The sequence below is a fragment of the Paenibacillus paludis genome (genome assembly GCF_042610515.1).
Lineage (GTDB): Bacteria > Bacillota > Bacilli > Paenibacillales > Paenibacillaceae > Paenibacillus_AQ.
The window spans coordinates 36,080-59,768 of sequence record NZ_JBGJZP010000019.1; the positions used below are offsets into that span (position 1 = coordinate 36,080).

The following is a 23,689-nucleotide window of genomic DNA, read 5'->3' on the forward strand; positions in this document are numbered from 1 at the left end:
GCTGCTTGCTGCATTGTACTACCTTCTTTTACTGCTGAACTTCGCCCTCAGCTCCGGTCGGTGGAGTACCTCCGCCGCCAAATCCGCCTTCAGGTCTCGTTCCGCCGCCGCCTCGGCCGCCACCCATGCCGCCGCCCATACCGCTCGTGGCAGTGGTTACTCCGGATTCATTCAACCAGGTTACGCTGCTGGAGATGTCGAAGGATACCGCTTCGGTACCGCCGCTATAAGCGCCGTCGTTGTACAGGCCATCCACTGCCGTACCTGTCGAGCTTCCGCCGGTGGAGAGGGTGTACGACCCGCCTTCTTTAAGATCCGGCGAGCTGATGACTACTGATCTGTAGCTCTTCGATGGAGCGAACGTAGCAATCGTATTGCCGTCGCTGTCCTGCAGATGGACCAGTTGGCCAGCCTCCTGCGAATCCGTGAACGTCATGGCGATCGAGTATTGGCTGGATGCATCACTTGGAGCCTGAAGCATACCCGCACTTCCCGCTACTACCAGATAACCGCCGGTGATCTCGAAGGTTCCGTCATAATCCAAAGAGCCATTGCCATCAGCAGTTGGTCCATTGGTGATCACAGTACCGCCTGTCATCACGACCGATCCGTTCGAATCCAATCCGTCCCCTGCAGCATCAACGGTTAGTGTGCCTCCGCTAATCGTGAGCAGGTTGTTGCCGGAGCTGGTGAACTGATCCTGTCTCTGTGTTCCTTCCGCAGAATTATCGTCATTGCCTCCGGCAACATTCACACCGTCATCGGACGCAGTCACATCAATCTCACCGCCTGAAATGGTGATATTCGCACCTTCAATTCCTTCATAGCTCTTTGTAATATTAACCGTTCCACCCGACAGGCTTGTCAGGCTATCCGCATGAATACCGTCATCTCCTGCAGCAATCTGGAGTTCTCCGCCCGATATGGAGACATTACTGTTGCTGTGCACCGCATCATCGGCGGAATCAATCGTGAAGCTTCCGCCGTTCACCGTAAGATCTCCTCCGGCTTTCAGCCCTTTAGCGCTCGTGGATTCGGTTTCTGTTGCAGTTGCCGTATCAGCGGATGCCGCTGTCGTGTCACTCGTTGCAGTCGTCGCAGCGGTTCCAGCGGTTGCGGCAGGTTCGGCTGCCTGATCTGCCGGTGCCTGGCCCGAACCCGTACCGGCTGCGGGAGCCTGAGTACCTCTCATACCCCGGCCGCCGCCCATTCCCATGCCTCCTCCTTGGTCGCCTGTCTTCACTTCGGCGTTAGCATTGCCGCCGCCCGTCAGAAGGTTAAATGTCCCTCCATCAGCAACCAGCGTTGTCTCGGCCTGGATTCCGTCGTTGCCGGCCACAATATCAAACGTTCCGGCCGTAATGGCAATGAATCCTTTGTCGGCATCCTCATCGTTAGTGGATTTGATCCCGTCTCCCTCGGCATTGATAGTCATTGTGCCGTCTTGAATGGCGATCTGATCTTTGCCGACAATCCCGTCATCGGCTGCCTGCACTTCAATCGTGCCCGATACAATCTTCAGGTCATCCTTGCTGGTGATTCCGTCCTTGTAGCTGGCGGTAACCGACAGCTTGCCTGTTCCGTTAATCGTCAGGTCTGCCTTGCTGAAGATAGCCGCACTTGGCTCATCGGTAGTGTCATCAGCCAAGATATAGGTGGTTCCGTCGGTAATCTTGTTGTCCGTGCCTTCCTGCAGGGTCATAATGACCTTGCCTGCTTCCTTAATGTAGACCGGTGCGCTGCTGCTGTTATGAAGCGTAGCGCCGTTCAGCACGAGATGAACACTTCCTTTATCCTGAACATCAATAATAATCTGTCCTTCATTCAGCGTTCCGCTGACTACATAAGTACCTGCCGCTGTAATGGTCACTATTCCCCCGGAGGCTGCTGCGCCTGAACCGCTAACGGTTGCGCCCGTTCCATTCAGCACTATCGCGGTGGAGCTGTCCGCGTTCCATGCTGTAGCGGTATCTTCTTCGTCAAAGGTAACCAGATCCGCTGCCTTGACACTTGCCAGCTGTACACTGGAAGCCGTTGTGCTCTGCGCGGATGCCGTCGTTACGGCTGCTGTTGTTGCAGGGGGCGAGGCCGATTGTGTTGCGGAACTGGCTGCGCCGCAAGCTGACATTACAGCAGCGAGCAACAGCACCAGTCCTACTTTACTTCCCATGATAAATTTATTCATATCAATCAATCCCTTCATTCTTCTAGTATTCTGTGAGAGTCGGGCTCATCGTCAGTGACAGATCCAGGTTGCCGTTGCGGCAGCGGATCGCATCCAGCAGTTCCTTCTGGCTCGTGTGTTCATCAATCGTCACGGCATAGACCAGTTCATATAAGCTGCCAAGCTCAGTGGTGCGGATCTTTTTCAGTTCATAAGCGACATTGAATTTGGCAAAAACCTCTGCGAAAGCCTCCTCGTAACCCAGGTTCTCGGGAATGGTCACTTTCAGCGTTTTTTGCATTGTTTTTCTCACACCAAAACCTGTGCGGTTCAGGATAAACATAATAATGCAGAGAATAATGGTAAATAGTGCAGCGTAACCGAATGCGCCTACGCCGCAGGCAAGGCCGGAGGCCATGGTGAACAGGACAAAGGTGATATCCTTAGGATCACCCGGTGCACTTCGGAAGCGGATGATCGAGAACGCCCCGGCCAAGCTGAAGGCTCTGGCGACATTGCTGCCGATCAGCAGGATGATGATAGCCACAATGACCGGCAACAGCACCATCGTGAGCGTGAAGCTTTGCGAATATCCCGTCGGGCTTGTTTTCATATAGGTCAGACTAATAATCGCGCCCAGGGCGATAGCGGTCAGGATGGTTAAAATGGCGTTTGTGAACGTTAATTCTGTACTCGTCAGAGCCGCCGAAAAGAGGTTATCAAGCATACAGGACACTCTCACTTTCTGTTTTACTGTTTCTTAGCATTTTTTTATATTCATTGCCGTATTTGGAGAAGCTCGTGCGGTACATTTGGTGCTCGGAGAGCATTTTAGAGAGCCATACCGGGATCGTTTTTTCCGCCTTCACTTCCATCAGCCATTGGCCCGGTTCCATCAGCGGTTCGCCGTTAGTGCCATGCTCCATCTTGAGATCGTACCGCCGGCTGCGGATATTCGTGTCGAACGTGATGCGGAGATCGCGGTTATTTTTGCAGAACATCGCTTTGCGGTCATAGGACAGATACACCATAGGCTGCAGATCATATCGTGTCAGGAAGTATTTGATTTCCTCAATAACCTGCTTGTTCATATAATCCTTGTATTCCGGTTCAACTCCTGTGCGGACAAAATCATATGCCTCGTGCAGTGTCAGCGAAGTTCTTCTTTTGTTGACCAGGCCGAACACCTTTTTCTTAATCTCCAGATACACCTTCGTCTCTCCACTTGGTATCCCGTAAGCTCTTAACCTAAGCTTTTCCTTGTATTTCGGTTTAGCCAGGCTGTTGCGGATCAGCGTATGGTGCGCCGTGTCATAATACAGATTGGTGATGGAGTAATATTCATGCTGCTTGTTGTAATCGTCAGGCTCCATATATTGAAGCAATTCATTGTAAAGGTGGTGGTAGGCCTCATTGTCGAACAAATACTTGTTCTCATATCGGTTGAAAACTTCGATCGCCATGGGGTTCAGATCCTTTCTTATTCGAATATTTCGTGTGTCCCGCTTGCTTATGAATGTATCTTAGTCCCCGAACCTTTAGTGAAGCTTAAATGGTTTTACACAGGTTTAATTTTTTACACAGGCTTAACAAAAGGGGACATAGCGGCGTTTGCTATATATGAAGAACATTAAGGTTCGCTAAAGGTAATCTTGTTATAATTGCGTAAGCAGCAAGCACATAATTTATGCAGAGGATGTTTAACCCTATGAGAATATTAATAGTAGAAGACGAGGTGCATCTGGCGGAGGCCGTCACGCAAATCTTGAAGAAACATAATTATTCGGTAGACGCCGTGCATGACGGCAGATCGGGACTTGATTATGCATTAAGCGGGATCTATGATTTGCTGCTGCTCGACATCATGATGCCGGAGATGGATGGAATCAGCTTGCTGAGGGCGCTCCGGAATAAGGAAGTGGCTACACCTGTCATTTTTCTGACCGCCAAAGGCGAAATTACGGATATGGTAACTGGGCTCGATTATGGGGCTGATGACTACATCGCCAAACCTTTTTCATCAGAGGAATTGCTGGCCCGGATACGGGCGGTGCTGCGGCGCAAAGGCGAGGTTCTGCCGGATGATGCGCTGAAGTTCGGGGATTTGGAGCTGAATACGACCAATTTGCGGCTTACGGTGAACGGCAAGGAAATGAAGCTGAACCTCAAGGAAAGTGAGCTGCTGGAGCTGCTGATCATACGGAAACAATCCGTAACCTCCAAGGAGCAGATTATTGAGAAGCTGTGGGGATTCGATTCCGAGGCAGAGCATAACAATGTGGAGGTCTATATCTCTTTTCTGCGCAAAAAGCTCACGTTCCTGGGTTCGGCTATACGCATCAGCACAATCCGGAACGTCGGCTATGTATTAGAGGTGAATACCTGATGTTCAAAAAGCTCAGAAACCGGTTCCTGATCGTCAATCTGGTCACTATCTCCGTGATGATGCTTGCTGCCTTCGCCGCCATCTACATCATTTCCTACCTGGATGTGCAGGCTAAGAATGAAATGGAGCTGCACCGGAGTGTAGAGTTGTACCAGAAACGGAAGGGCAATAATTCTGACGGGCCGCGGGATAACGGCACTGTCACCGGAATGCCGCTGCCGGATGGCGGGGACATGGGCAGCATGGGCGGCGGAAATCCCCCGCCGGAACGTTCCGTGTCCTTCATGATTGAAACGGATGATCAGTGGAACCAAACAGGGACGCCAAAATCACAATTCACCATGGAAGACGAGTTCTATCAGCAGGCGCTGCAGGAAGCGGTATCCGCAGGCAAAAATACCGGGCGCTTCACCCTCGACGGCAGCGACTGGACCTTTGAGATACAGCCAACCACTGACGGACATATGCTGGTCTTCCTCGACATCACCGCCCGGCAGGAGATTCTGACCAATCTCAACTATACTTTTACTATCGTAGGCGTGGTCATGCTGATTATTCTCTATTTCACCAGCCGGTATTTTGCCAACCGCTCAATCCAGCCGGTCAAAGAAGCCTTTGATAAGCAGAAACAGTTCATCGCCGATGCCTCCCATGAGCTGAAGACACCGCTCGCCATCATTAGTACCAATACCGATGTGCTGCTCTCCAATGGGGAGGACACGATTGACCAGCAGTCGAAGTGGCTGCACTATATCAAGTCGGAAACAGAGCGGATGGCCAAGCTGACGAATGACTTGCTCTATTTAACAGAGATAGATGATTCGCGGACGGGCATGATCCATACCCCTTTTGACATCAGCGAAGCGGTCGAGAATATCATTCTGACGATGGAAGCTGTAATCTTCGAGAAGAACGTTGCTCTGGAGTATGATATTGAGCCTCATCTGACCGTTCAGGGCAACAGTGAGCAGATCAAGCAGGTGGTCATGATTCTGCTGGACAACGCTGTGAAATATACCGGCCCGAAAGGTGAGGTGAGCCTATCCTTGCGCAAACAGCATAACGATGTGGTGCTGACCGTTACCAATACCGGCGAGGGCATCGCCCCGGAGCATCTCCCGCGGATCTTCGACCGGTTCTACCGCACCGATGCTTCCCGGGCGCGCAAGCAAGGCGGCTACGGGCTTGGTCTTGCGATCGCGAAGTCGATCGTGGATCAGCACAAAGGGAAAATCTACGCCAAAAGTGTTGTCGGGGAGTCGGCTACGTTCTATGTGCAGCTGCCCTGAAAGACACACAAGGAGTGTAAACAAATGATATAATACCAGCATTAAATGTTTTGAGCTGGAGGAATCACATTGTTTCGAATCATGCTTGTGGAAGACGACGAGAAGATCAGAAGAATTGTAGCCGACACACTTCGCAAATGGAAATATGAGGTCATCGAGATATCATCCTTTGAACAGGTATTGGACGAGTTCACAGCAGGTCAGCCTCACCTGGTGCTGCTCGACGTAAACCTGCCGGTGTACGACGGGTTTTACTGGTGCCAGCAAATACGTTCTGTCTCCAAGGTGCCGATTATTTTCCTGTCCTCACGCAATCAGAATATGGATGTCATCATGGCCATTAATATGGGGGCGGATGACTTTGTGCAGAAGCCGTTCGACCTTGGCGTGCTTGTGGCGAAGGTGAGTGCGCTATTGCGACGCAATTACACCTACCAGGATGAGAGCCTGCAGATGGCTCACCGTCAGCTTATTTTTCATCTGTCCAACTCCTCCATCGAGTACGGGGGACAGACCGCAGAGCTGTCGCGGAATGAATTCATTATTCTGCAGACCATGATGAGAAATATCGGCAAAATCGTATCCCGGGACAGCTTGATGCAGGTGCTTTGGAGCGATGAGCAATTCATTGACGACAATACGCTAACCGTTAACGTAAATCGCCTGCGCCGCAAAATCGCGTTGCTGGGGCTGGAGGATTTCATCGTCACCCGCAAGGGAATGGGGTATATCATCGAATGAGCTTCTGGCGATTCCTGAAATATGAGAGACCGTATATTTTCCTGTACGGCGCCGCATTTCTTCTGACGGTTACCGTGTTTGCTGCCGATCCGCAAATTCCCTGGCGCTGGAAAACCTTCTTCTATGCGCTCGCGCTGGTCCTTTTATGCCTTGCTGTTTTTTTGCTTCACCGTTATATGAAGAATGTGCAGACCCTCCGCCGGATAGCCGATGAAGATACGGAGCCGCTGTCACTGGAGGCCGAGGTTTGCCGGGAAGCTATGGAACAGCTGCAAATTCAGCATATCCGCGCCATGAACGAAGTGCAGATGCAGCAGAAGGAGCATTATGATTTTATCGTTACCTGGTTTCACGAGGTGAAGACGCCCATCGCCGTGCTCCGGTTGATGCAGCAGACGGAGATCGATCACAACAGTCTGGAAGAAGAGTTATCACGGATTGAGCACTACGTCGACCAGGCGTTATATTATTCCAGGCTCGACACCTTCAACCAGGACTATGAAATCGTGAACTGCAATTTGGAGCTGCTAATCAAGGAAGCTGTCAAAGCCCACTCCAAGACGTTCATCTTCAAAAAAATCAAAATCCGGCTCGATGTACAATCCACGATGGTGCAAAGCGACTCCAAATGGCTGTCCTTCATTATCAACCAGCTGATCACGAACAGCCTGAAATATACCAGGGATCAAGGAGAAATATCCTTCGCTACCCGGGTTACCCAGCATGAGAAACTGCTTATTGTACGTGATAATGGCATCGGGATTGACCGCAAGGATCTGCCGCGGGTGTTCAACCGCGGATTCACTGGCACCAATGGACGCGCGTATACGAAATCAACAGGAATGGGGTTGTATTTGGCCCAGGAGCTATCCAAAAAACTGGGGCACTACATTTCCTGCGAATCCGAGGCAGGAAGCTTCACCGAATTCACCATCCACTTCCCGAAGAACCATGATCCTTATTTGAAAATACTGCAATAAGTGATCTCTACTATAAGTATATTTTCTGGCATAGAAGACAGCTTGTCTTGGAGTGAACAAATGAGGGTTGGAGCTAACAACGTCAGCATTTGTTGTACAATGTGCAGGATTTTTTTAATTTGGTGCTTGAATCATAACAAACTCAAGTGGAAACAGTGAACTTAAATCCCCCCTTCCCGTTTCCCAGCAAGCGATAGTTGGAAATAGGATATCTGCTCTCACTGATTCCACTTTTTCGGGTGAATGCCACTTCATTTTTCTGCAACTTCCACGCCCGATCCCGCTTTTTATCTTTTGATTCCGCAGTCTCTCCAAGCAGCGCCCGCGGGTTCAGAACACTTTTTGTTTTTTGTATTTGTTTTAACCAAAAATCTGGTGGAGCATAGCCGATGATTGAATAATCAAGTTCATAACCTTGAGGAATTGCTAATTGAATAAGCAACAACTTACTTAAACAACGCCGAGCAGCGATCCTCCAATAACCAAAGAATCGCTGCTGTCTCATTCTAAAAAAAACAACTTGAATAGAGGAGTTACACGTCAGACCGGTTATCCATGAATTTTGCCGGCGGTTCTTCCCTTCCGATTTAAACCTATGCTGCGTACGAACAACAACATTTTGACCGCACCGATGCATAGCGACAGAATACTCAGTACAAAGGCCAAATGTCCAATCCCCGGCAGAAACGAAAAGGCGACACTCCAAGTTGCAGCAGATCGGATCAGGACATATAAGACGGCAGCAGGCACCGCCAGATTAAAAATAAGCAGGCACAAGATGAAAAGAGTGATGCGTAGCGGGCTGAGCCGGAATCTTTTATTCCACCGGAATAGGTTGTATACCGACAAGCCCAGTAAAATAATGGCCGCCACGCCGGCAAGGTCAATGATCATGTTGGTTCTGATGACGCCGTCCGCTCCCTCCAGCGAAGGTTCCTTATGATGCAGAATGTCGCGGATACCCGATACAATCATGCCAAACTTTGAACCACGCACAAAATAATCATGGGCATTGATCAACACCACAATTCCTGTGTCTCCATCCAACAGCATATCGGAAGCGAAATTTTGGACAGCCCCGTTATGCCAGACAGCGCCATCGGATATCTGCCACCCCATTCCATAGTACCCGCCCGAAGGGTCAGGGACGGCGGGCTTATGCATTTGGGCGATGCTGTCAGCGCTTGCTACTACGCTACCCTCGAAGCGGCCTTTATTGATTTGCGCGATTAAGTAATTGGACATATCCTCAGCGGTGGAGATCAGAAAGCCGGAAGCAAGCATGGACGGATTATACGGCAGTTCTGTCGGCATCATAAAACCAAACACAGACTGATGTCCTGATGCCATCCCCTTTTTCTTCGCCTCCGTCTTAGAGGTGAAGCTGTTCTTCATCTCCAGTGGGTCATAAACATGTTTCTGAATATAGTCGGCATAGGACATGCCAGTGACAGCCTTAATAATTCCGCCTAATATGTCGTAGTTAAAGTTGGAGTATTGAAATTTGGAGCCAACGGGTTCGGTCAGCGATATGTTTTTGAGGTCTTCAATGAGCCGGTCGATCGTCGGAGTATTATTGGCAAACGCACGCCGCCCATCATGAGTAGAGAGACCGCTCGTCTGATTCAGCAGTTGTCTGACCGTGATTTGGCCGGAGGCTTCCTTGTCGGCCAGCTCAAATTGCGGCAAATACCGCCGCACCGGATCATCCAGTTCAATTTTCCCTTGTTGGACCAGTTGCATGATGGCCAGAGCAGTAAAGGATTTCGAGATCGATCCCAGAATAAAAGGCGTCTGCGGAGTTACCGGACGCTGGTCGGAACCCGCTACTCCGTATCCTTGCATGTAGACAGGCTGATCTCCTTTGACGATGCCGACAGCCACCCCGGGAATGTCCAGTCTGTCCATCATTGATTTTACAAACGCATCGATCTTCGCAGTATCCGGGGCAGTAAGTGCCGGATCTGCATACGCTTTATCCGATGGCCGAACTGTCATCATCACAGTTCCTCCAACCAGGACCAGTATGAACATTATAACTTGAAATTTTATGAATACGTTCTGTTTCATAATTGCTATACCTCTTCCTTCTCCAAATTTCAAATTCAATCTAAGTCCGTAAGCGATTGCCCTGGAGGAGTTACGGGTTTTCGTTGACAGTTTTATAATAGACATTCGTGGAAGAAGCGTAGAACAGTACGTAAATAAGGAAATATACGCCCATAATGCCCCACACGATTGCCGTATGTCCAGTAAAGGCCTGTACGGAATCCAGGATGTAATATTTGATAATAAACCAGCTATGCAGCACTCCGAGCGCGAGCGGCGGCAAAAAGACAAACAGCAGTTGCTTGCGGATCACGCTTTTCATTTGCCGGTCATCCACGCCCATTTTTCGCAGAATCGTATATTGCAGCCGCTCGTCCGTGGCTTCGCGCAATTGCTTGAAATAAATCACACTGGCAAGCGCGAAGATCGCAATCAAGGCCAAAAAGCCACTGGCGAACAGCATGAGCGATGAGCCTTCAATTTGCTTGGAGTACACGTCTGCGAACGCGGAGTAATAAGCGCCTGGCGTCTCCGTGACGATCGCATGCACCTGCTTCGACAGTTCTTCAGCCCGGTCAGCAGCAGCAATATCGTAGATTTCAAAAGACTTCTTATCCGCATGCTCCCGCAGGTTCTGATAGGCCTCGTCAGAAATCACGAGCACCGCAGGTATGATCAGCATGGATTTCACCGGATCTGACGACCAGCCAAGATAGGCATAGTCCTTCTTCTCTATAATCCGAAAGGTCGTTTCCACATTCGTCTTCACCGTAAATTCCGGCTCCTTGTTTGCGGCATAGAATTGCGAGAAGTCCGACCCACGGGCAAGGGTTACCGCTTCATCGCCTTGCAGATCTAGGATCTGCTTGGGGTCCCGTTTCTTCATCAGCCCGTTATAGGTTTGCTCGGATACAAGCAGCAGGGATGGAGTATAGTACTCGGGCTTCTCAAAGGCTGAACCCATGTCCGATACCGGATCAGCCACTATGGCCTCTTGCGTCAGGTGGTACCGGACCTCGTGGCCGGAGCTTCGAATCAGGCTGTCGATCTGGTTGTTTTTTTCAGAGGCCAGCGATTCAAACGCTATATCATTAGGCAGGTTTATCCCCGCAGCTTCGAACTGCACCTTATAGTTAATGGTCATGAAGCTCAACATCAGCATAATCGCCGCACTGAACAAGGAAATAAAGGTTAAGTTCAGCGTATTGCCTCTAATCTGAAAGCGCAGGGAAGAGGTCCATAGCATCGTGTTGCCTTCGTAATATTTTCTGCGGCGGCTTACCGCCTGTAGCAGCCAGCCGGCAAATTGACGAAAGAACAGGAAGGTGCCCGCGATAATGCCAATGGCCACGGCAATCATACTTACGGTCGCGTAGTCCTGCCAGAACACCGAACCTTTCCCGCTACTGATCAGAGCAAAGGCCATGCCCAGCAGAAGTACAGAAATCATAGCCATTGCAGTGGAAATGCGCACGGGCTTCTCCATCTTTTTCACTGCATGGAACAATTCCGTAAGCTGCACCCGGCTCAGCATCATGTGGCTCTGAATGCTAATAATTACAGCAAGCAATAAGAAAACACCGGCAGTAGAGGCAATCGACTGGATGGGGAATGTCAGTGAGATCACTTGATCGTAATGCATTAAATTCATCAGCAGCATCCCAAACAGCTTGGACAGCAAGCCGCCGGCCAATATCCCTGTGACCAGTGAGATCGCGCTCATGAACAGTGTTTCATAAAATACCATCCGTGTGATTTGCCGTTCGTTCAGGCCGTATAGCAGATACATGCCGAACTCTTTTTTGCGCTGCTTCATGAAGAAGGAATTGGCATAAAGAATAAAAAATATGATAAATAAAAACACAACGAGCGAAGCGATGCCCACACCCGTCTGGAAGTTGGCCCGGTTCTGCAGCGCATCCATAATATCTTCGTTGTACATCAGGGATGAGAAGGTGAATTGAATAATAACGCCGGTAATCATTGAGAACAGATAGATTGTATATAGACGGAAGTTGCATTTAACGTTTCGGACAGTAAGATCGAGCAGGCTCATCGCAGCTTGCCCCCCATCAAGCTTTGGGTCTCCAGAATCCGGTCATAGAATGCTTTTTGCGTCTGTTCACCTGTGTAGAGCTCGTTGACAATTCCCCCGTCTCGCAGAAAAATCACCCTTTTACAGTAGCTGGCCGCATAGGGATCATGAGTCACCATCATAATCGTTGTGCCGAACGTCTCATTCAGCCCCACGAGCTGCTCCAGCAGTTGTGTTGCGGACCGTGAATCCAGCGCTCCCGTTGGCTCATCTGCAAAAACAATGGACGGTTTAGTAATGATGGCCCGCGCTGAAGCTACCCGCTGCTTCTGTCCGCCTGATATCTCGCTCGGATATTTATGAAGGACTCCTTCAATATTAAGCGCCTGCACAATCGGCTGCAGCAGCCGTTCCATCTCTTCCACTTTCACTTTGCGCAAAGAGAGCGGCAGCAGAATATTTTCTTTGGCCGTCAATGTATCCAGAAGATTATAATCCTGAAAAATAAATCCCATGCGCTCCTGCCGGAATTGCCTCAGCGACTTTTTCTTGAGATTCAGCAGGGATTGCCCCTCCAGCCACACTTCGCCACCCGTGAACCGGTCAATCGTAGACAATACATTCATCAGCGTCGATTTCCCTGAGCCTGAAGGCCCCATGATCGCTGTAAGCTCTCCGGACTCAATGATCAAATCAATATTCTTAAGTACTGCTGCCGTTCCATAATTTTTCGATAGATTTTTGGTCTGAATGACAGTTTGTATTTCATTCTCCTCCCTTTCCTGTTTTTTATCTTAGCCGTGATGTGGACTTGCAACCATAGAAGCAGAATGAATCTGAGTGACATTTTTGTCACTCACAGACCGGATATGATTAAATGTCATTAACCATGCGGTAGGCGCGGGTATTTATTAAGAAGATTTCTCCTGCCTGTGATAAGGCAGAATGATGCATACAATCATCCATTTTCGATCAACCTACTGGTTAGCGCCCATATTGGACGCGTTAATCACAGGAGGCGATCAACCTATGGCAAAACCGGATAACCGTGCAGACAATGTAGAGCATTTACAACAAAGCATTCAGCATACAGAGCGGAATTTGAGGGAAGCGGAAGACTACCTTAACGAATTTTCCTCAGAGATCAGCAGCGAGGAACGCAGCCAGATCGAAGCCAAAAATGAACGGCGCGAGGAAAGCATTCAGGGCTTCCGTGAGGAAGTTAAGGACGAAGCAGCTCATTCCCAGGAGTAGTTGACCGCAAACGGCGGCCCACCCGGCTTATCCCGGGCTGGACCGCCGTTTGTACGTTGATACTTCACTACTTGCGGGGATTATAGGCCACTGCGTCTATCTGGACCTTGAGTCCATCCGGACCCCCCACATGGGCAAACTCGGTGGAAATGGTTTTTCTGGCCGGGTATTTACCTTTGAACCTGCGTTTGAACACCTCTTCCATGACCGGAATATCCCATACATCTCTAAGCAGGATATCCACCTTTACGACAGCATCCAGCTGCAAATTCACCTGCTGCAATCTCCGGCTCATATCATTCAGTGCCCCTTCAACCTGCTCCGCTGGCGAACCGCCCACATTGCCGACACAGAAGCTGAGAAAGATAAAATCCCCCGCCTCAACAATGCCCGAATAGGCATACTCTTCATTTACATCAAGTCTAACGATTTCGCTCATCTAATTGTCATCTCCCTATACAAGATACACCGATTATATAGGGTGATATCGGACAACAGAATGTCGCAGATCGCAACTATATAGTTTGAACTTAAGATCTTTCTGGTTTGGGTTATTGTCGTAACTGCGGAGAATGTTTAGACTTCCGGCCGCTGTTGTCTGCAGATTTCTTGATTTTATTCCGCTGTTTGCGGTTGAAATCCACAGACAAAGGCGGACGCTATCGCTCCTCCAGTTCCAAACTTCCCCTCCGTCACTTCCACCCTTTTTTTTATTTTCCAAGTTCATTCTGTATAGCAAAGAAATATTTACTCAGAGGCTGATCTAGGGCGTCTCGCCACTAGGTAGTTTTTTCGGTGGAGGCTTACGTCTCGGTGTTATAAAGACTTCGCTCTTTTTCCGAAGGCGTGTGTGCGTCCGGAAAGTGTATTCCTGGCTCTGAGCACGAACGGACCGAGTTGCACTTATTTGGGGATTTTAGCCCGTTACAGTACAACACCGGACTCCAGCGCAGTTATTTCTCCCTGCTGGCCGTTTTTAGATAGAATGCAGAGCAGATAAGGTCACCTGGGTCCGCATAAGAGAATAAACAGGTGTTTTACTCTCTATAGCGCCTCCTGAATCCGTTACGAGTAAACAAACCCGCTGCGGGCTTTTAGGGACCCTACTTTCAATACTAAATTCCTGCTTCCCCAGAGCTCTTCCAGTTTGAAAACATGCTCTAGAGCAGAATCCGGTTTTCCAAAATATTTTTCAGGCTGATATGCGACTTGGAGGGTCCGAGCTTCATCAGGGAGTCCTGGAATTCCGCCACTTCGCCGATGGATGCCGTCTGCACTTTGATAAGGTAGTTGTATTCTCCGCTGATGCGGAACAAGTCCGTCACCTCCCAGGCTTGTTCGCAGAAATCAACGAGTTCCTGGCAATATTCTGTTTTGAGCAGGATGAACGTAGTCGTGCCCCGGTTCAGCTTATTTAAATTTAATGCCGCAGTATACCCGGAAATGATGTTCCGCTCTTCCAGCTTGATGATCCTCTCCTTTACGGAGGGTTGGGACATGGAAATTTCTTTACTGATCTGGGACACGGGCATCCGCGCGTTGTGCTGCAGCAACTGCATAATCTGTTTATCAGTTTCATCCATTGGATACTCCATTTAGGCACCTCCTGAGCAAGTTTTAACAAAATAACGCTTTCCAGCTGAAAAACCTTATAATAAATAATCATTTTACTATAAAACCCTTATTATTCGTATGTAATTCAATGTTTCTTTTCCCTATAATTAATTGCATCTTAGTTAGGGGGAGATTAGACGTGAGTATTAAAGGCCTTGCCCATGTGGCAATCCAAGCGAAGGATTATCAGGCAACACTTGCTTTTTATACAGAAGTGTTAGAGTTCAAGGTGGCGCATCATTGGAGTCTGCCTGCTTTCAAGATCAACGAGGCTTGCATGCTGATCTCACCGGATCAAAGAACCTGCATTGAGCTTTTTGACGATGAAGCGGTGATTGCGGCTCAAGGGAAAAAAGCGAAGCGCGAAGAGGATGTTGCTCACGGTGCGCTGCTGCATCTGGCCTTCTATGTCGACAATGCCCGGGAAACATATCAAAAAGCCCTTGCTCATGGAGCAAAGGCCTGTATAGAGCCCGACGAATTGTCGCTCGGTGAACCCGCGCTCATTGTGCGAAATGCGCTCGTTCACAGCCCGAACGGGGAGATCATCGAATTCATTGAAGAGGTGGATTGGACTCGCTCCGCTGAGGGATGATCCCCTTACATAAAATCATTGAAATTGATCAGCTTCAGCCGCCGGGCTTCCACAACCGCCTCGGCGCGGGAACGGACGCCCAGCTTCTCAAAGATACGCGTCAGGTTATATTCTACCGTCCGCTGGCTCATCAGCATCTTGGAAGCTATATCCTTGTTGCTGTTCCCGTTGGACACTTCCTGCAGTATCTCCTGCTCCCGTTCGTTAATGGATACTTCCTCCAGCATTTTCTCTTCCTTGGACTCATTGAGACGGATATCCCTGCGCCGCAGCTGCCGCAGCAGGGAGACCGGGATGATTGCTTCATCCCGGAGAACGCAGCGGATCGCGTTAAGAAGCTGTTCGCGGGTAACCGTCTTGCTCACGAAGCCGGATACGCCGGAGTCAATCAGCAAGTTGAAGTTGGGGCTGATCTCATACCCTGTATAGATTAACACCCGGCTCTCGGGCTGGACGCTCATCATCCGCTTGGTCAGCTCAAGACCGCTGATCACCGGCATATTCAGATCAAACAGCATGACATCGAAGCTCTCCGACTTGACCAGCTCCAGTGCCTCCATCGCTGAGAGAATCACCGTGACTTTCATCTCCGGATCCTGCTCAATCATATTTTTGGTTCCTTCACCCACGGAAGGATGGTCATCAACCAGCAAGATTTTTATCATCTAAATCGTCCCCACCCTCTCTTGTCATACTTGCTGACTCCAGCGGCAGCGTGATGCAGACCTCAAGTCCTTCACCGACTACCGATTGGAAGAAGATTTCGCCCTCCAGACTGCGCACTCTCTCCTTAATGCCTGACAGACCCATGTGCTGGTAGGAATCATTCAATTCACCCAATTCCATCCCAACCCCGTTATCTTTATACATCAGCCGGATCGACTCCCGTTGCTCAAGTCCAATCTCAACCACTGTAGCTTTGGCATGCTTATTGGCGTTGCGCAGCAGTTCCTGAACGATGCGGAACAGCGCCAATGTCTGTTCATCACTTAATTCTGTGATATGATCCGTCACCTGGAAATTGATCACATAATTTGAACGGATCTGAGCCTGCTCGAACAATTGCCCAAGTGCTTCGACAATGCCCATTTCCTTAAGCAGCGGCGGTCTCATCTCATTGCAGGTCTCGCGAATCTGGTGGATAACATCCAGCAGGCCTTCCCGTACAGTCTCAAGCTCGTGATAGATATCCTCCGGCATCTGATGGTCGAGCATGACCGTTTCCAGCTTGCGGTACCAGATCAGCTGATCCTGCAGCGCCGAATCATGCAGGTCGGCAGCCAGCCGGCGCCGTTCCGTCTCCGAGAGATTAAAGATCAGACGCATCACCCACGGTGAAGCTCCCTTTTGCTTCTGAAATTCCAGTTCAAGATCTTCAATCAAATTTTCGATCAGATATAGATTCTCGTACACGATGGCACTGTAATTAGCCAAGGTTTTCAGCCAGCTCAATTCATCCAGATTAAACTTGGTGCGGTTCTCCTTATCCGCCAGCCAGAGGACGTGAAAGGTAGAGCCTTTCTGCCCCATAACAACGCATAATCCTGAAGGAACGGCCACAGTCTCTCCAACGGCCAGTTTATGAGCAGCATCCCGCAGGGCAGATATTACGGAGATAGGCACCTCACCGGAATCTGGCTTCGAGCTTCCCCGGGGACCCGATTCTCGGTTCACCTCCAGAAAGGCCACTTTCTTGACCAGTAATATGGAGAGGACCTCCTGTACCAGCAACCGCTCCAGGTCGGCCCGCTTCATCACCCGTGAGATACGGGTAGAGAACCGGTCCAGGCTTCCCTGGAAGCTGTACAGGTTCTTGTTAAAACTTGGTCTGAATCGAAAATCGGCATACTCCTTGCTGAATAACAGAATCGTAACAATAAAATACACCATCAGAAATAACTGTACCCATCGAATCCACGTATAATTGTGCTGCTGGGTAATCAGAATCCCGAAGGTGGTAATTAGCGAAGTTGGGATAAACGCAATAATAATATGGTAAAGAAAACGGCTCAGAACAAAATCAATATCAAACAGCTGTCTTGTAGTGAACATATACAGGTACACTACGGGAATTGCCAATAGAAAAATCGAGGCCACCTGCGGAGTAAGCAGGGTTATACCAAATAATCTCGGCACGCCAAATAACAGGATAAACGGCATAAATCCAAGCAAATGACCCAGCAAGGTCAGCTTAAATAAATTTCGCAGTGAATCCCGGCGGTGTACCACAAATTTCTGAATCAATTTATAAATAGTGTAGAGATTTGTAAAGATAAAAAAAGGTAACGAAGGCCGTGCTTCTAAGAAGAAAAGCAAGTTATAACCCGTTAATATTGTGATGATCTGCACAATGATAATCGCACCTGTAATACAATAAAAGCCAATAAATACGCTTTTGGGAACCAAAGGCTCTTGATACTGTTTCAAATACTGGTTGAGAAATTGCAGAAAAAATACCGGGACCAACGAGAAGGTGGCAAAAAAGATTAGGTAGCCTAAAATATCCGCTCTTCCCGAAGAAGCCGCGCTGAAATAGGCAAACCCCGTTGATAAGAAAAACAGGATCAGATATATAGCCGCCTTGTCTTCTTTCTTGCGCTTGTAAACAAACAATGAGAATCCGGCGAATAACAGTAAGGAGGATACCGGCAAAATAAATTCCAGCAGCAGATTCTCAGATCCAATTCCTTTCGCTACAACAAGCTTGATTCTCTCCTGTCCGCCATCAGGCTGATTCCGGACCAGAGTGATAGTGGAAGCCCCTTCTATTACATCAAATCGCTTAACCGAATGAAATGAAGAGGCGGAGCTTCCATCAATTTCTTCTATAATATCGCCCGAAAGAATCTTCCCATATCCCCAGTAGCCAGCAGTAGTATCTGCTACCACGTAACGTCCCTGGTCATCCTTTTCGAGGTCAGTCCCAATCATTCTCTGCTGCAATATGCTCTGGGATAGATAGACGGCAAGGATGATGACAATGACTGAGAAAGCGGCAACGTTCATTCTTCTCGACAATCCGGTTTCCTCCAAATAAAGCTAGATTAGCACCAATATAGCGCCATACGGGGTTCAGTTTTGCCCTCTCTGCTGCCCAGCACGTCAATTAATGCTCTATGTTCAGTTTCACTCATTCCCGCCAATTGAAGTTGTCCAGTCTGTACACGAGTCCACGCACTTGGATCTGCCATCAACTTTTGAACCATTTCCTTCAACATTTAACATTCCCCCAATCGGTTTATAAGAGATCTTCCTCTTGAATTCAATATATCAGGTGTTGTCCCAACTGGAAACGACAACCATACTAGTACTTTCCGCAAATGTAATTGCGGGGTGATTGCGGGCTTTTGCGGTGGTTTGTGGCGGTTTGTAGCGGGCTTTACGGGACCCTCTGGCTCAGTCTGCCATCGCAAGCATCTGTTCCTGCCAGACGGGGGCAAGCCCAAGCTTGCCTACTAAATCCAGATAATTATAATAGTGAGTTCTCATTCGGATAGAAGAATACAGGAACGTTCCCGATTGCTCGATAATACGCTCAATCTCTTCTTTGCGGTGGGCCACCTCCTCCAATTCCAGGCGTGCCTCAAAATAATCGGTGATCCAGCCCTCTCCCTCCGGGATGGACTGAAGCAGATACAGTGTCGGCAGTGTTTTTTTGCGGTTCCAGAAATCATTTTTGTTGTCCCAGTTCAGCAGGTCACGGATATCATTTTTCATTTGAGCTGCTATTCCGAGCTCCTCCGCATACTTCCTTACCTCTTCATGGATTTCGCCGGTTGCCAGCAGTGTTCCAATCATACAGGCGGCCACAAGCAGACCGGCAGATTTCTGCCTTACCATCTCTATGTATTCCTCTTCGCTCTCAATATCGTTCAGCAGATCTGTTGTTTGGCCATTAATGGCAGAGAGCACCTGCTCATTCATCAGCCGCGCGGCACCGCTTGCCCGCTCCTCCGGGAAATCGCTGGTCAACAGCATCTGCTGGGAAAGCGTCAACAGCCCAAGGGCAATATTCAGGGCAATTTCCGGACTCATCCGGCTCCATACCGTTTCTTTGTTATCCTTGTCCTGCAGATCATCAATGATATCCAGACTCAGGATCATCAGCTCCACAGCGGCGGCGGCCCGGTAAATCGCCTTACCGCTTCCGCCAAACGCCCGGTAATGAAGCACTGTCATTCTGCTGAACAGCAGTGATTCCCGCAGTTTCTCTTCCACACAGGCTGTTCCTTGCTCCAATAAATGCGGCACGGTAAAAAACGACCGCAATCCCGCTCTGATTTCCAGCTCTATCATTTCTGCACAGCCATCCATCCTCAGAAGCCCCCAATCAATTTCGGTCTCCTAAACGCATCACGGGGTACGTCAAAGTTGCTGCGCGTCAAGCAGATTCCTCTAATAGAAGGGTATTCTATATTCCCTTAGTATTTCCTTCTTCTGGGGTATAACATGGGATATTATTATCAAAATCGCCCTGCTTCCACTGTCACACAATAAGGACCCGGCCATTATGCGGCCGAGCCCGTAAACCGGGTTACCGGTTCAGGAATATGCCTCAAAGCTTCAGTGATAGTCAGTGATCGGACGTTCAAAAATTAATTCCAAAAAGGCGGCAGTTCCAAAGCCATAGGTGTTCGGAGCAAAAATTTGAAACAGCCTCCACCCCTCACGGGCATGCTCATGAATAAGTTCGTGATAATCCTCCTCAGGCTTGCTTTGCAGGATTCCCTTTAAATCGACTTTGACAAATTTGTATTGGTACATCTATTGCACCTCCTCTAGAATCATACAGGAAAGCACCACTTCAGAATGCCCGTCTATTTCCAGCAGCTCCTGAACGGCCCGGTCATAAAAAGTGGCAACCGGCTGGAACTTCCATCCGAATTTATGGGTGCACTGTGATAAACGCTCTGTTAGCCGCCCGCCTTCCAGCAAGCTGAGCCGGTACCCCCGTTCTCCGAACAACTTCATAGAGCTTTGGATGTTGGCCGTTACAAATACGGCTGCCTCCGCCGTTCCCTGGATCAGATCGGAATGGAACAGCCGGTTCCAAATGCCGGGGTCTGTCTCCTTCACTCGCTGAACCACCATTTTTGCCGGATTGCAGTAGAACAGCTCATGCCTGCCGGATACCGGGCTTCTCGAAAAGATATACAGCTCCGGACCGTCCAGCTTGGCCCCGCCCAGCTCCCTTAAGGGTTCATAATCCAGAAACGGTCTGGACTGGACCTGAAGCTCCTGCAGATGGACAAGCAACTTCATCATGAACGGATGCTCTGCCAGCTCACTCTTCCGCAGTCCGAAGGAAGGGGAAGAGAAATAACATTTTGCGGGCTTCACCTCAACATTCCTCTGGGCAAACAGTTGATTCAGCATTTTCATCCGCGAGCGGGTCAACACCTCAAGCTGCGGATTCACATTGGAATTGGAATGATACTTCAGCGCCATCTGCTCTTCCTCAAGTTCATGCTCCGACCGCCAATCCATAGATTTAACCTGCATTCTTAACACATCCTCGTAATAGATTTGGTCCTGGAATCTGATTGAAAAGGATGGGGGAGAGATCAGGCGCTGAGAGCGTCCAGGATAACCACAGGTTAAACTACAGTCCAACCGCCATCGACCACCAGATTATGCCCGGTGATCATGCTTGCGGAATCTGTGGCGAGAAACAGTACCGAATTCGCAATATCCTCCGGTACCGCAAACTTGCGGAGCGGAATACGCGGCAGGTTCGTACGCCGGAACTGAGGATCATCCATCACCTGCTCATTGGCATCGGTAATGACAAAGGTTGGGGACACCGCATTGACTCTAATCCCGTGTTTCGCCCATTCAGCAGCCAGGGACCGTGTTAGATGAATCAGTCCTGCCTTGCTAACGCTGTAGGGCGCATGGTTCTCACTGCCTACCACACCGTCATGGGAAGCAATCATGATGATGGAGCCCCGCTTATGGCGGACCATCGTCTTCGCGACCTCTCTGGTCAGGAAGAACGTGCCCTTGAGATTAATATCTACGACGAAATCCCATTGCTCCTCGCTCAGACTCAGTGCAGGCGACGGCAGATTCACGCCTGCATTGTTGATCAGAATATCGATGCTCTCCACCTGTTCTTCGATAGAACGCACACAGCGCTCGATGTCCTCCACGCTGCGCAGGTCAAGGGGCTTGCACAGTACCTCAACACCGTATAAGCGCTGAAGCCGTTCAGCCTCATTCTCGGCATTCTCCAAAAATTCGGGCAGCTCCGTAAGCACTATAGAAGCGCCGGACTCTGCAAAATGCTCAGCAATTTCCGCCCCTATCCCGCTTCCGGCACCGGTCACCATTACCCATTGCCCAAGCAGCTTCTTGCCTTCAACGGCACGGATCGGGCGCTCTTTCCACTGTGCCTTGCCCGGTTTCAGCTTCTCCGGTTTCATTGCATTTCCCATCATCTCATCCCCCCCTCTATAAGGCCTTTATAGCTTTGTAGAGCAGTTTAGGATTCAGCTTCTGTCCATACAGGAGGACACCCACCTGATAAATCTTCGCCGACAGCCAGCAAGCAGCCAGGGTAGATACGAACAGAATCAGCGTCGGAATTACAATCTCCAAGGCTGTCAGATCTGAGGCGCCAATTCTTGCGAACATAACGAACGGGGTAAAGAAAGGAATGTATGAGCCTACCACTGCCAGTGTGCCGTCAGGGTTCAGCATAGCTAACATAGCAACAATGAGTCCTGCCATAAGCAAAATCGAGATAGGCAGCGTCACCTGGTTGATTTCCTCGCTGCGGCTAACCATCGATCCAGTTGCCGCGAACAAGGCAGCAAAGAAGAAATAACCGAGAATGAAAAAGAGAGTTAACAGCATAATTGTGGTTCCGCCCAGAATGGAGAAATCCACCGGCATGCCGAACAGCTCCAGCACCCCGCCCGTACCCGACACCGTCAGGATGAGGTAAACCGCGCCAACAATAATGGCAAATTGCAGAATGCCCGCCAGACCAACGCCAAACACCTTGCCGAAAAGAAGCTGTACCGGCTTAACCTTCGTAATCAGGATCTCCTTGACCCGGGAGCCTTTCTCTACGGATACAGATACTGCTACATTGCTTCCGAACATGTAGATTAAAAGATACAGCATGAAAGTCACCATATAGACCGGCCAATACGTGGAAGTTAAGGATTTGCTTCCGGCTTCCATCTCCTGTATTTGCATTTGAACTGCTGAGGTCAGCTGCTTCTGCTGCTCCTGTCCCAGGCCCAGTTGGTGAATTTGAAATATCGTATACTGATTCTGAACGTAGCTATTCAGTTCACGGATATAAGGAGCATCATCCGCCTTGTTTACGGTTAAGGAAAGAACCGGCTGGCTGCCTTGATTCTCAATCTGAACAATCCCAAGAAGTGCTTCCTTCTCTGCCAGACGCTTCAGCTCACTAGCCCTTTCATTCTCGGTAATCATCCGCCAGTCATAGGAAGCTGATACATTCTCCTTGAAATTGTCTGCGTTCGGAATGGCTCCTGTCCTATCCAGCACATCAATTTCGCCCTTCGCGGAATCCCCGTCATTCTGAGTTAATTTTGGAACTAGTACAAGTGCAGCCACAACCACAATCATAATCAGTGTCAAATAGGTAAAAGCTTTGGATCGCAAGCGTTCCTTGAAGGAGTAAGCAAATACCAGACCAAAATTCCTCATGACACTTCACCTACCTTTTCCACAAATATCTCATGCAGTGTTGGCTCTTTAATCTCGAATTTCAGCAGCCGGATGCCCATCTGGGTTAAGCGCAGCAATAACTCATTGGCCTCATCCTCATCCCGCACCTTCATCTGCCATTCCTTTGCATCTGCGGTAAGCGGCTGAAGATGTGTTGCCACCAGATGCCGGCTGAGATCTTCATCACTTCGCAGCAGCACGTTGCAGCGCTCATAGGAGCGTTTAATGTCTGCTATGCTGCCCGATACTATCATTCTTCCACGCTTAAGAATGCATATATCCTCGCAGAACTGTTCTACATGCCCCATCTGATGGCTGGAGAAAATCATGGTCTTTCCCAGGGACAACTGCTCTTTCACGATCATCGCAAGCATATCCGAGTTAATGGGATCGAGGCCGCTGAATGGCTCATCGAGAATGATCAGCTCAGGATCATGCAGCAGGGCAGAGATAATCTGCACCTTCTGCTGGTTCCCTTTGGACAGCTGCTCTACGCGTCTATGTTCATGCTCTGCGACTCCGAGCCGCTCCAGCCAATGCTTCATGGCCTTTATAGCCGCCTGCCGTGACATGCCCTCCAGTCTGGCGAAATAAACCAGCTGTTCACTAACCTTTTCCTTAGGATAGAGGCCCCGTTCCTCCGGCAAATACCCAATGCTCGGACGGTTGCCGAGGATCGGTTTTCCTTCCCACAGAATGCTTCCCGCATCATAATCCACTAATCCGAGGATGGAACGGATGGTCGTTGTTTTACCTGCCCCGTTTCCTCCCAGAAGTCCAAAAGCCTTGCCGGTAGGCGCCTCAATGGTGATATCGTGAATAACCCGATTGTTCCCATATTGCTTCATTAATCCATTAATCTGTAGTCCCAT

24 protein-coding genes are annotated in these 23,689 nt (G+C 49.4%); 6 read left to right on the top strand and 18 right to left on the bottom strand.

The window, feature by feature from the left end; genetic code table 11:
- Nucleotides 1–28 precede the first annotated feature (28 nt).
- From ACAN56_RS27245 to ACAN56_RS27255, 3 genes are read right to left on the bottom strand one after another with little or no spacing between them, the layout of a single operon-like run.
- Nucleotides 29–2,185, bottom strand: a complete 2,157-nt coding sequence (locus tag ACAN56_RS27245) for a carbohydrate-binding domain-containing protein (RefSeq protein WP_379146737.1) — start codon at nt 2,183–2,185, stop codon at nt 29–31.
- A 22-nt stretch (nt 2,186–2,207) separates the two neighbouring features.
- Nucleotides 2,208–2,891 carry a DUF4956 domain-containing protein gene (locus ACAN56_RS27250; RefSeq protein ID WP_038597940.1) on the bottom strand — a complete coding sequence of 228 codons (684 nt, stop codon included), beginning with the start codon at nt 2,889–2,891 and terminating at the stop codon, nt 2,208–2,210.
- Nucleotides 2,884–3,627 (bottom strand): polyphosphate polymerase domain-containing protein, encoded by a 744-nt coding sequence (locus ACAN56_RS27255; RefSeq protein WP_379146740.1) that lies wholly within the window; start codon nt 3,625–3,627, stop codon nt 2,884–2,886. The genes ACAN56_RS27250 and ACAN56_RS27255 overlap by 8 nt, the downstream gene beginning before the upstream one ends.
- A 245-nt stretch (nt 3,628–3,872) precedes the next feature.
- Between ACAN56_RS27255 and ACAN56_RS27260 the strand changes: the two genes are divergently transcribed.
- From ACAN56_RS27260 to ACAN56_RS27275, 4 genes are all read left to right on the top strand, one after another.
- Nucleotides 3,873–4,550, top strand: coding sequence for a response regulator transcription factor (locus ACAN56_RS27260; RefSeq protein WP_379146743.1), 678 nt, complete (start codon nt 3,873–3,875; stop codon nt 4,548–4,550).
- A complete protein-coding gene (locus ACAN56_RS27265) occupies nt 4,550–5,839 on the top strand; it encodes a sensor histidine kinase (protein ID WP_379146746.1) in 1,290 nt (429 codons plus the stop codon). Before ACAN56_RS27260 ends, ACAN56_RS27265 begins: the two co-directional genes overlap by 1 nt.
- Nucleotides 5,840–5,908: 69 nt before the next feature.
- Nucleotides 5,909–6,580, top strand: coding sequence for a response regulator transcription factor (locus ACAN56_RS27270; RefSeq protein ID WP_038597947.1), 672 nt, complete (start codon nt 5,909–5,911; stop codon nt 6,578–6,580).
- Nucleotides 6,577–7,560, top strand: a complete 984-nt coding sequence (locus tag ACAN56_RS27275) for a sensor histidine kinase (protein ID WP_038597949.1) — start codon at nt 6,577–6,579, stop codon at nt 7,558–7,560. The genes ACAN56_RS27270 and ACAN56_RS27275 overlap by 4 nt, the downstream gene beginning before the upstream one ends.
- 142 nt (nt 7,561–7,702) lie before the next feature.
- Here the strand turns inward: ACAN56_RS27275 and ACAN56_RS27280 are convergent, their stop codons facing one another.
- The 4 genes from ACAN56_RS27280 to ACAN56_RS27295 all read right to left on the bottom strand — a co-directional run bounded on the left by ACAN56_RS27280 (nt 7,703) and on the right by ACAN56_RS27295 (nt 12,408).
- Nucleotides 7,703–8,065, bottom strand: coding sequence for a hypothetical protein (locus ACAN56_RS27280; RefSeq protein WP_081966053.1), 363 nt, complete (start codon nt 8,063–8,065; stop codon nt 7,703–7,705).
- Between the two features lie 44 nt (nt 8,066–8,109).
- Nucleotides 8,110–9,561: a serine hydrolase domain-containing protein gene (locus tag ACAN56_RS27285; RefSeq protein WP_379146749.1), complete on the bottom strand. Its 1,452-nt coding sequence runs from the start codon at nt 9,559–9,561 to the stop codon at nt 8,110–8,112.
- Between the two features lie 139 nt (nt 9,562–9,700).
- Nucleotides 9,701–11,665 carry an ABC transporter permease gene (locus ACAN56_RS27290; protein ID WP_038597955.1) on the bottom strand — a complete coding sequence of 655 codons (1,965 nt, stop codon included), beginning with the start codon at nt 11,663–11,665 and terminating at the stop codon, nt 9,701–9,703.
- On the bottom strand, nt 11,662–12,408 hold the full coding sequence (locus ACAN56_RS27295) for an ABC transporter ATP-binding protein (protein WP_038597957.1): 747 nt from the start codon (nt 12,406–12,408) through the stop codon (nt 11,662–11,664). The genes ACAN56_RS27290 and ACAN56_RS27295 overlap by 4 nt, the downstream gene beginning before the upstream one ends.
- Nucleotides 12,409–12,673: 265 nt before the next feature.
- Between ACAN56_RS27295 and tlp the strand changes: the two genes are divergently transcribed.
- Entirely contained in the window at nt 12,674–12,898 is a 225-nt protein-coding gene (gene tlp, locus ACAN56_RS27300) for a small acid-soluble spore protein Tlp (protein ID WP_379146753.1), read from the top strand.
- Nucleotides 12,899–12,965: 67 nt separating this feature from the next.
- Here the strand turns inward: tlp and ACAN56_RS27305 are convergent, their stop codons facing one another.
- Both ACAN56_RS27305 and ACAN56_RS27310 read right to left on the bottom strand, forming a co-directional pair.
- On the bottom strand, nt 12,966–13,337 hold the full coding sequence (locus tag ACAN56_RS27305) for a RidA family protein (protein WP_340896005.1): 372 nt from the start codon (nt 13,335–13,337) through the stop codon (nt 12,966–12,968).
- A 721-nt stretch (nt 13,338–14,058) separates the two neighbouring features.
- A complete protein-coding gene (locus ACAN56_RS27310; protein WP_342437676.1) occupies nt 14,059–14,493 on the bottom strand; it encodes an Lrp/AsnC family transcriptional regulator in 435 nt (144 codons plus the stop codon).
- Between the two features lie 158 nt (nt 14,494–14,651).
- Here ACAN56_RS27310 and ACAN56_RS27315 point away from each other — a divergent pair, with 158 nt between their 5' ends.
- Entirely contained in the window at nt 14,652–15,107 is a 456-nt protein-coding gene (locus ACAN56_RS27315; protein WP_379146758.1) for a VOC family protein, read from the top strand.
- Nucleotides 15,108–15,112: 5 nt separating this feature from the next.
- On the opposite strand, the gene ACAN56_RS27320 is transcribed toward ACAN56_RS27315, so the two are convergent.
- From ACAN56_RS27320 to ACAN56_RS27360, 9 genes are all read right to left on the bottom strand, one after another.
- Nucleotides 15,113–15,772, bottom strand: a complete 660-nt coding sequence (locus tag ACAN56_RS27320; protein ID WP_076113545.1) for a response regulator transcription factor — start codon at nt 15,770–15,772, stop codon at nt 15,113–15,115.
- The gene (locus ACAN56_RS27325; protein WP_379146761.1) at nt 15,750–18,125 is read right to left on the bottom strand and encodes a sensor histidine kinase; all 2,376 of its coding nucleotides are present in this window, start codon (nt 18,123–18,125) and stop codon (nt 15,750–15,752) included. The genes ACAN56_RS27320 and ACAN56_RS27325 overlap by 23 nt, the downstream gene beginning before the upstream one ends.
- A gap of 26 nt (nt 18,126–18,151) precedes the next feature.
- Nucleotides 18,152–18,325: a competence pheromone ComX gene (gene comX / locus ACAN56_RS27330; protein WP_379146764.1), complete on the bottom strand. Its 174-nt coding sequence runs from the start codon at nt 18,323–18,325 to the stop codon at nt 18,152–18,154.
- Between the two features lie 178 nt (nt 18,326–18,503).
- Nucleotides 18,504–19,421, bottom strand: a complete 918-nt coding sequence (locus ACAN56_RS27335; RefSeq protein ID WP_340896000.1) for a polyprenyl synthetase family protein — start codon at nt 19,419–19,421, stop codon at nt 18,504–18,506.
- Nucleotides 19,422–19,670: 249 nt separating this feature from the next.
- Nucleotides 19,671–19,871, bottom strand: a complete 201-nt coding sequence (locus ACAN56_RS27340; protein ID WP_379146767.1) for a DUF4177 domain-containing protein — start codon at nt 19,869–19,871, stop codon at nt 19,671–19,673.
- Nucleotides 19,872–20,609, bottom strand: coding sequence for a nitroreductase family protein (locus ACAN56_RS27345; protein ID WP_379146770.1), 738 nt, complete (start codon nt 20,607–20,609; stop codon nt 19,872–19,874).
- A 95-nt stretch (nt 20,610–20,704) separates the two neighbouring features.
- On the bottom strand, nt 20,705–21,547 hold the full coding sequence (locus ACAN56_RS27350; RefSeq protein WP_052092385.1) for an SDR family NAD(P)-dependent oxidoreductase: 843 nt from the start codon (nt 21,545–21,547) through the stop codon (nt 20,705–20,707).
- A 13-nt stretch (nt 21,548–21,560) separates the two neighbouring features.
- Nucleotides 21,561–22,796: an ABC transporter permease gene (locus ACAN56_RS27355; RefSeq protein WP_052092386.1), complete on the bottom strand. Its 1,236-nt coding sequence runs from the start codon at nt 22,794–22,796 to the stop codon at nt 21,561–21,563.
- Nucleotides 22,793–23,689: an ABC transporter ATP-binding protein gene (locus ACAN56_RS27360; protein ID WP_379146773.1), complete on the bottom strand. Its 897-nt coding sequence runs from the start codon at nt 23,687–23,689 to the stop codon at nt 22,793–22,795. The genes ACAN56_RS27355 and ACAN56_RS27360 overlap by 4 nt, the downstream gene beginning before the upstream one ends.

Bases quoted from the DNA above. Each gene is read 5' to 3' on its own strand.
- ACAN56_RS27245 (WP_379146737.1), bottom strand. From the start codon at position 2,185: ATGAATAAATTTATCATGGGAAGTAAAGTAGGACTGGTGCTGTTGCTC.
- ACAN56_RS27250 (WP_038597940.1), bottom strand. From the start codon at position 2,891: ATGCTTGATAACCTCTTTTCGGCGGCTCTGACGAGTACAGAATTAACG.
- ACAN56_RS27255 (WP_379146740.1), bottom strand. From the start codon at position 3,627: ATGGCGATCGAAGTTTTCAACCGATATGAGAACAAGTATTTGTTCGAC.
- ACAN56_RS27260 (WP_379146743.1), top strand. From the start codon at position 3,873: ATGAGAATATTAATAGTAGAAGACGAGGTGCATCTGGCGGAGGCCGTC.
- ACAN56_RS27265 (WP_379146746.1), top strand. From the start codon at position 4,550: ATGTTCAAAAAGCTCAGAAACCGGTTCCTGATCGTCAATCTGGTCACT.
- ACAN56_RS27275 (WP_038597949.1), top strand. From the start codon at position 6,577: ATGAGCTTCTGGCGATTCCTGAAATATGAGAGACCGTATATTTTCCTG.
- ACAN56_RS27280 (WP_081966053.1), bottom strand. From the start codon at position 8,065: ATGAGACAGCAGCGATTCTTTGGTTATTGGAGGATCGCTGCTCGGCGT.
- ACAN56_RS27285 (WP_379146749.1), bottom strand. From the start codon at position 9,561: ATGATGACAGTTCGGCCATCGGATAAAGCGTATGCAGATCCGGCACTT.
- ACAN56_RS27290 (WP_038597955.1), bottom strand. From the start codon at position 11,665: ATGAGCCTGCTCGATCTTACTGTCCGAAACGTTAAATGCAACTTCCGT.
- tlp (WP_379146753.1), top strand. From the start codon at position 12,674: ATGGCAAAACCGGATAACCGTGCAGACAATGTAGAGCATTTACAACAA.
- ACAN56_RS27305 (WP_340896005.1), bottom strand. From the start codon at position 13,337: ATGAGCGAAATCGTTAGACTTGATGTAAATGAAGAGTATGCCTATTCG.
- ACAN56_RS27310 (WP_342437676.1), bottom strand. From the start codon at position 14,493: ATGGAGTATCCAATGGATGAAACTGATAAACAGATTATGCAGTTGCTG.
- ACAN56_RS27320 (WP_076113545.1), bottom strand. From the start codon at position 15,772: ATGATAAAAATCTTGCTGGTTGATGACCATCCTTCCGTGGGTGAAGGA.
- comX (WP_379146764.1), bottom strand. From the start codon at position 18,325: ATGTTGAAGGAAATGGTTCAAAAGTTGATGGCAGATCCAAGTGCGTGG.
- ACAN56_RS27335 (WP_340896000.1), bottom strand. From the start codon at position 19,421: ATGGATGGCTGTGCAGAAATGATAGAGCTGGAAATCAGAGCGGGATTG.
- ACAN56_RS27340 (WP_379146767.1), bottom strand. From the start codon at position 19,871: ATGTACCAATACAAATTTGTCAAAGTCGATTTAAAGGGAATCCTGCAA.
- ACAN56_RS27345 (WP_379146770.1), bottom strand. From the start codon at position 20,609: ATGCAGGTTAAATCTATGGATTGGCGGTCGGAGCATGAACTTGAGGAA.
- ACAN56_RS27350 (WP_052092385.1), bottom strand. From the start codon at position 21,547: ATGATGGGAAATGCAATGAAACCGGAGAAGCTGAAACCGGGCAAGGCA.
- ACAN56_RS27355 (WP_052092386.1), bottom strand. From the start codon at position 22,796: ATGAGGAATTTTGGTCTGGTATTTGCTTACTCCTTCAAGGAACGCTTG.
- ACAN56_RS27360 (WP_379146773.1), bottom strand. From the start codon at position 23,689: ATGGGACTACAGATTAATGGATTAATGAAGCAATATGGGAACAATCGG.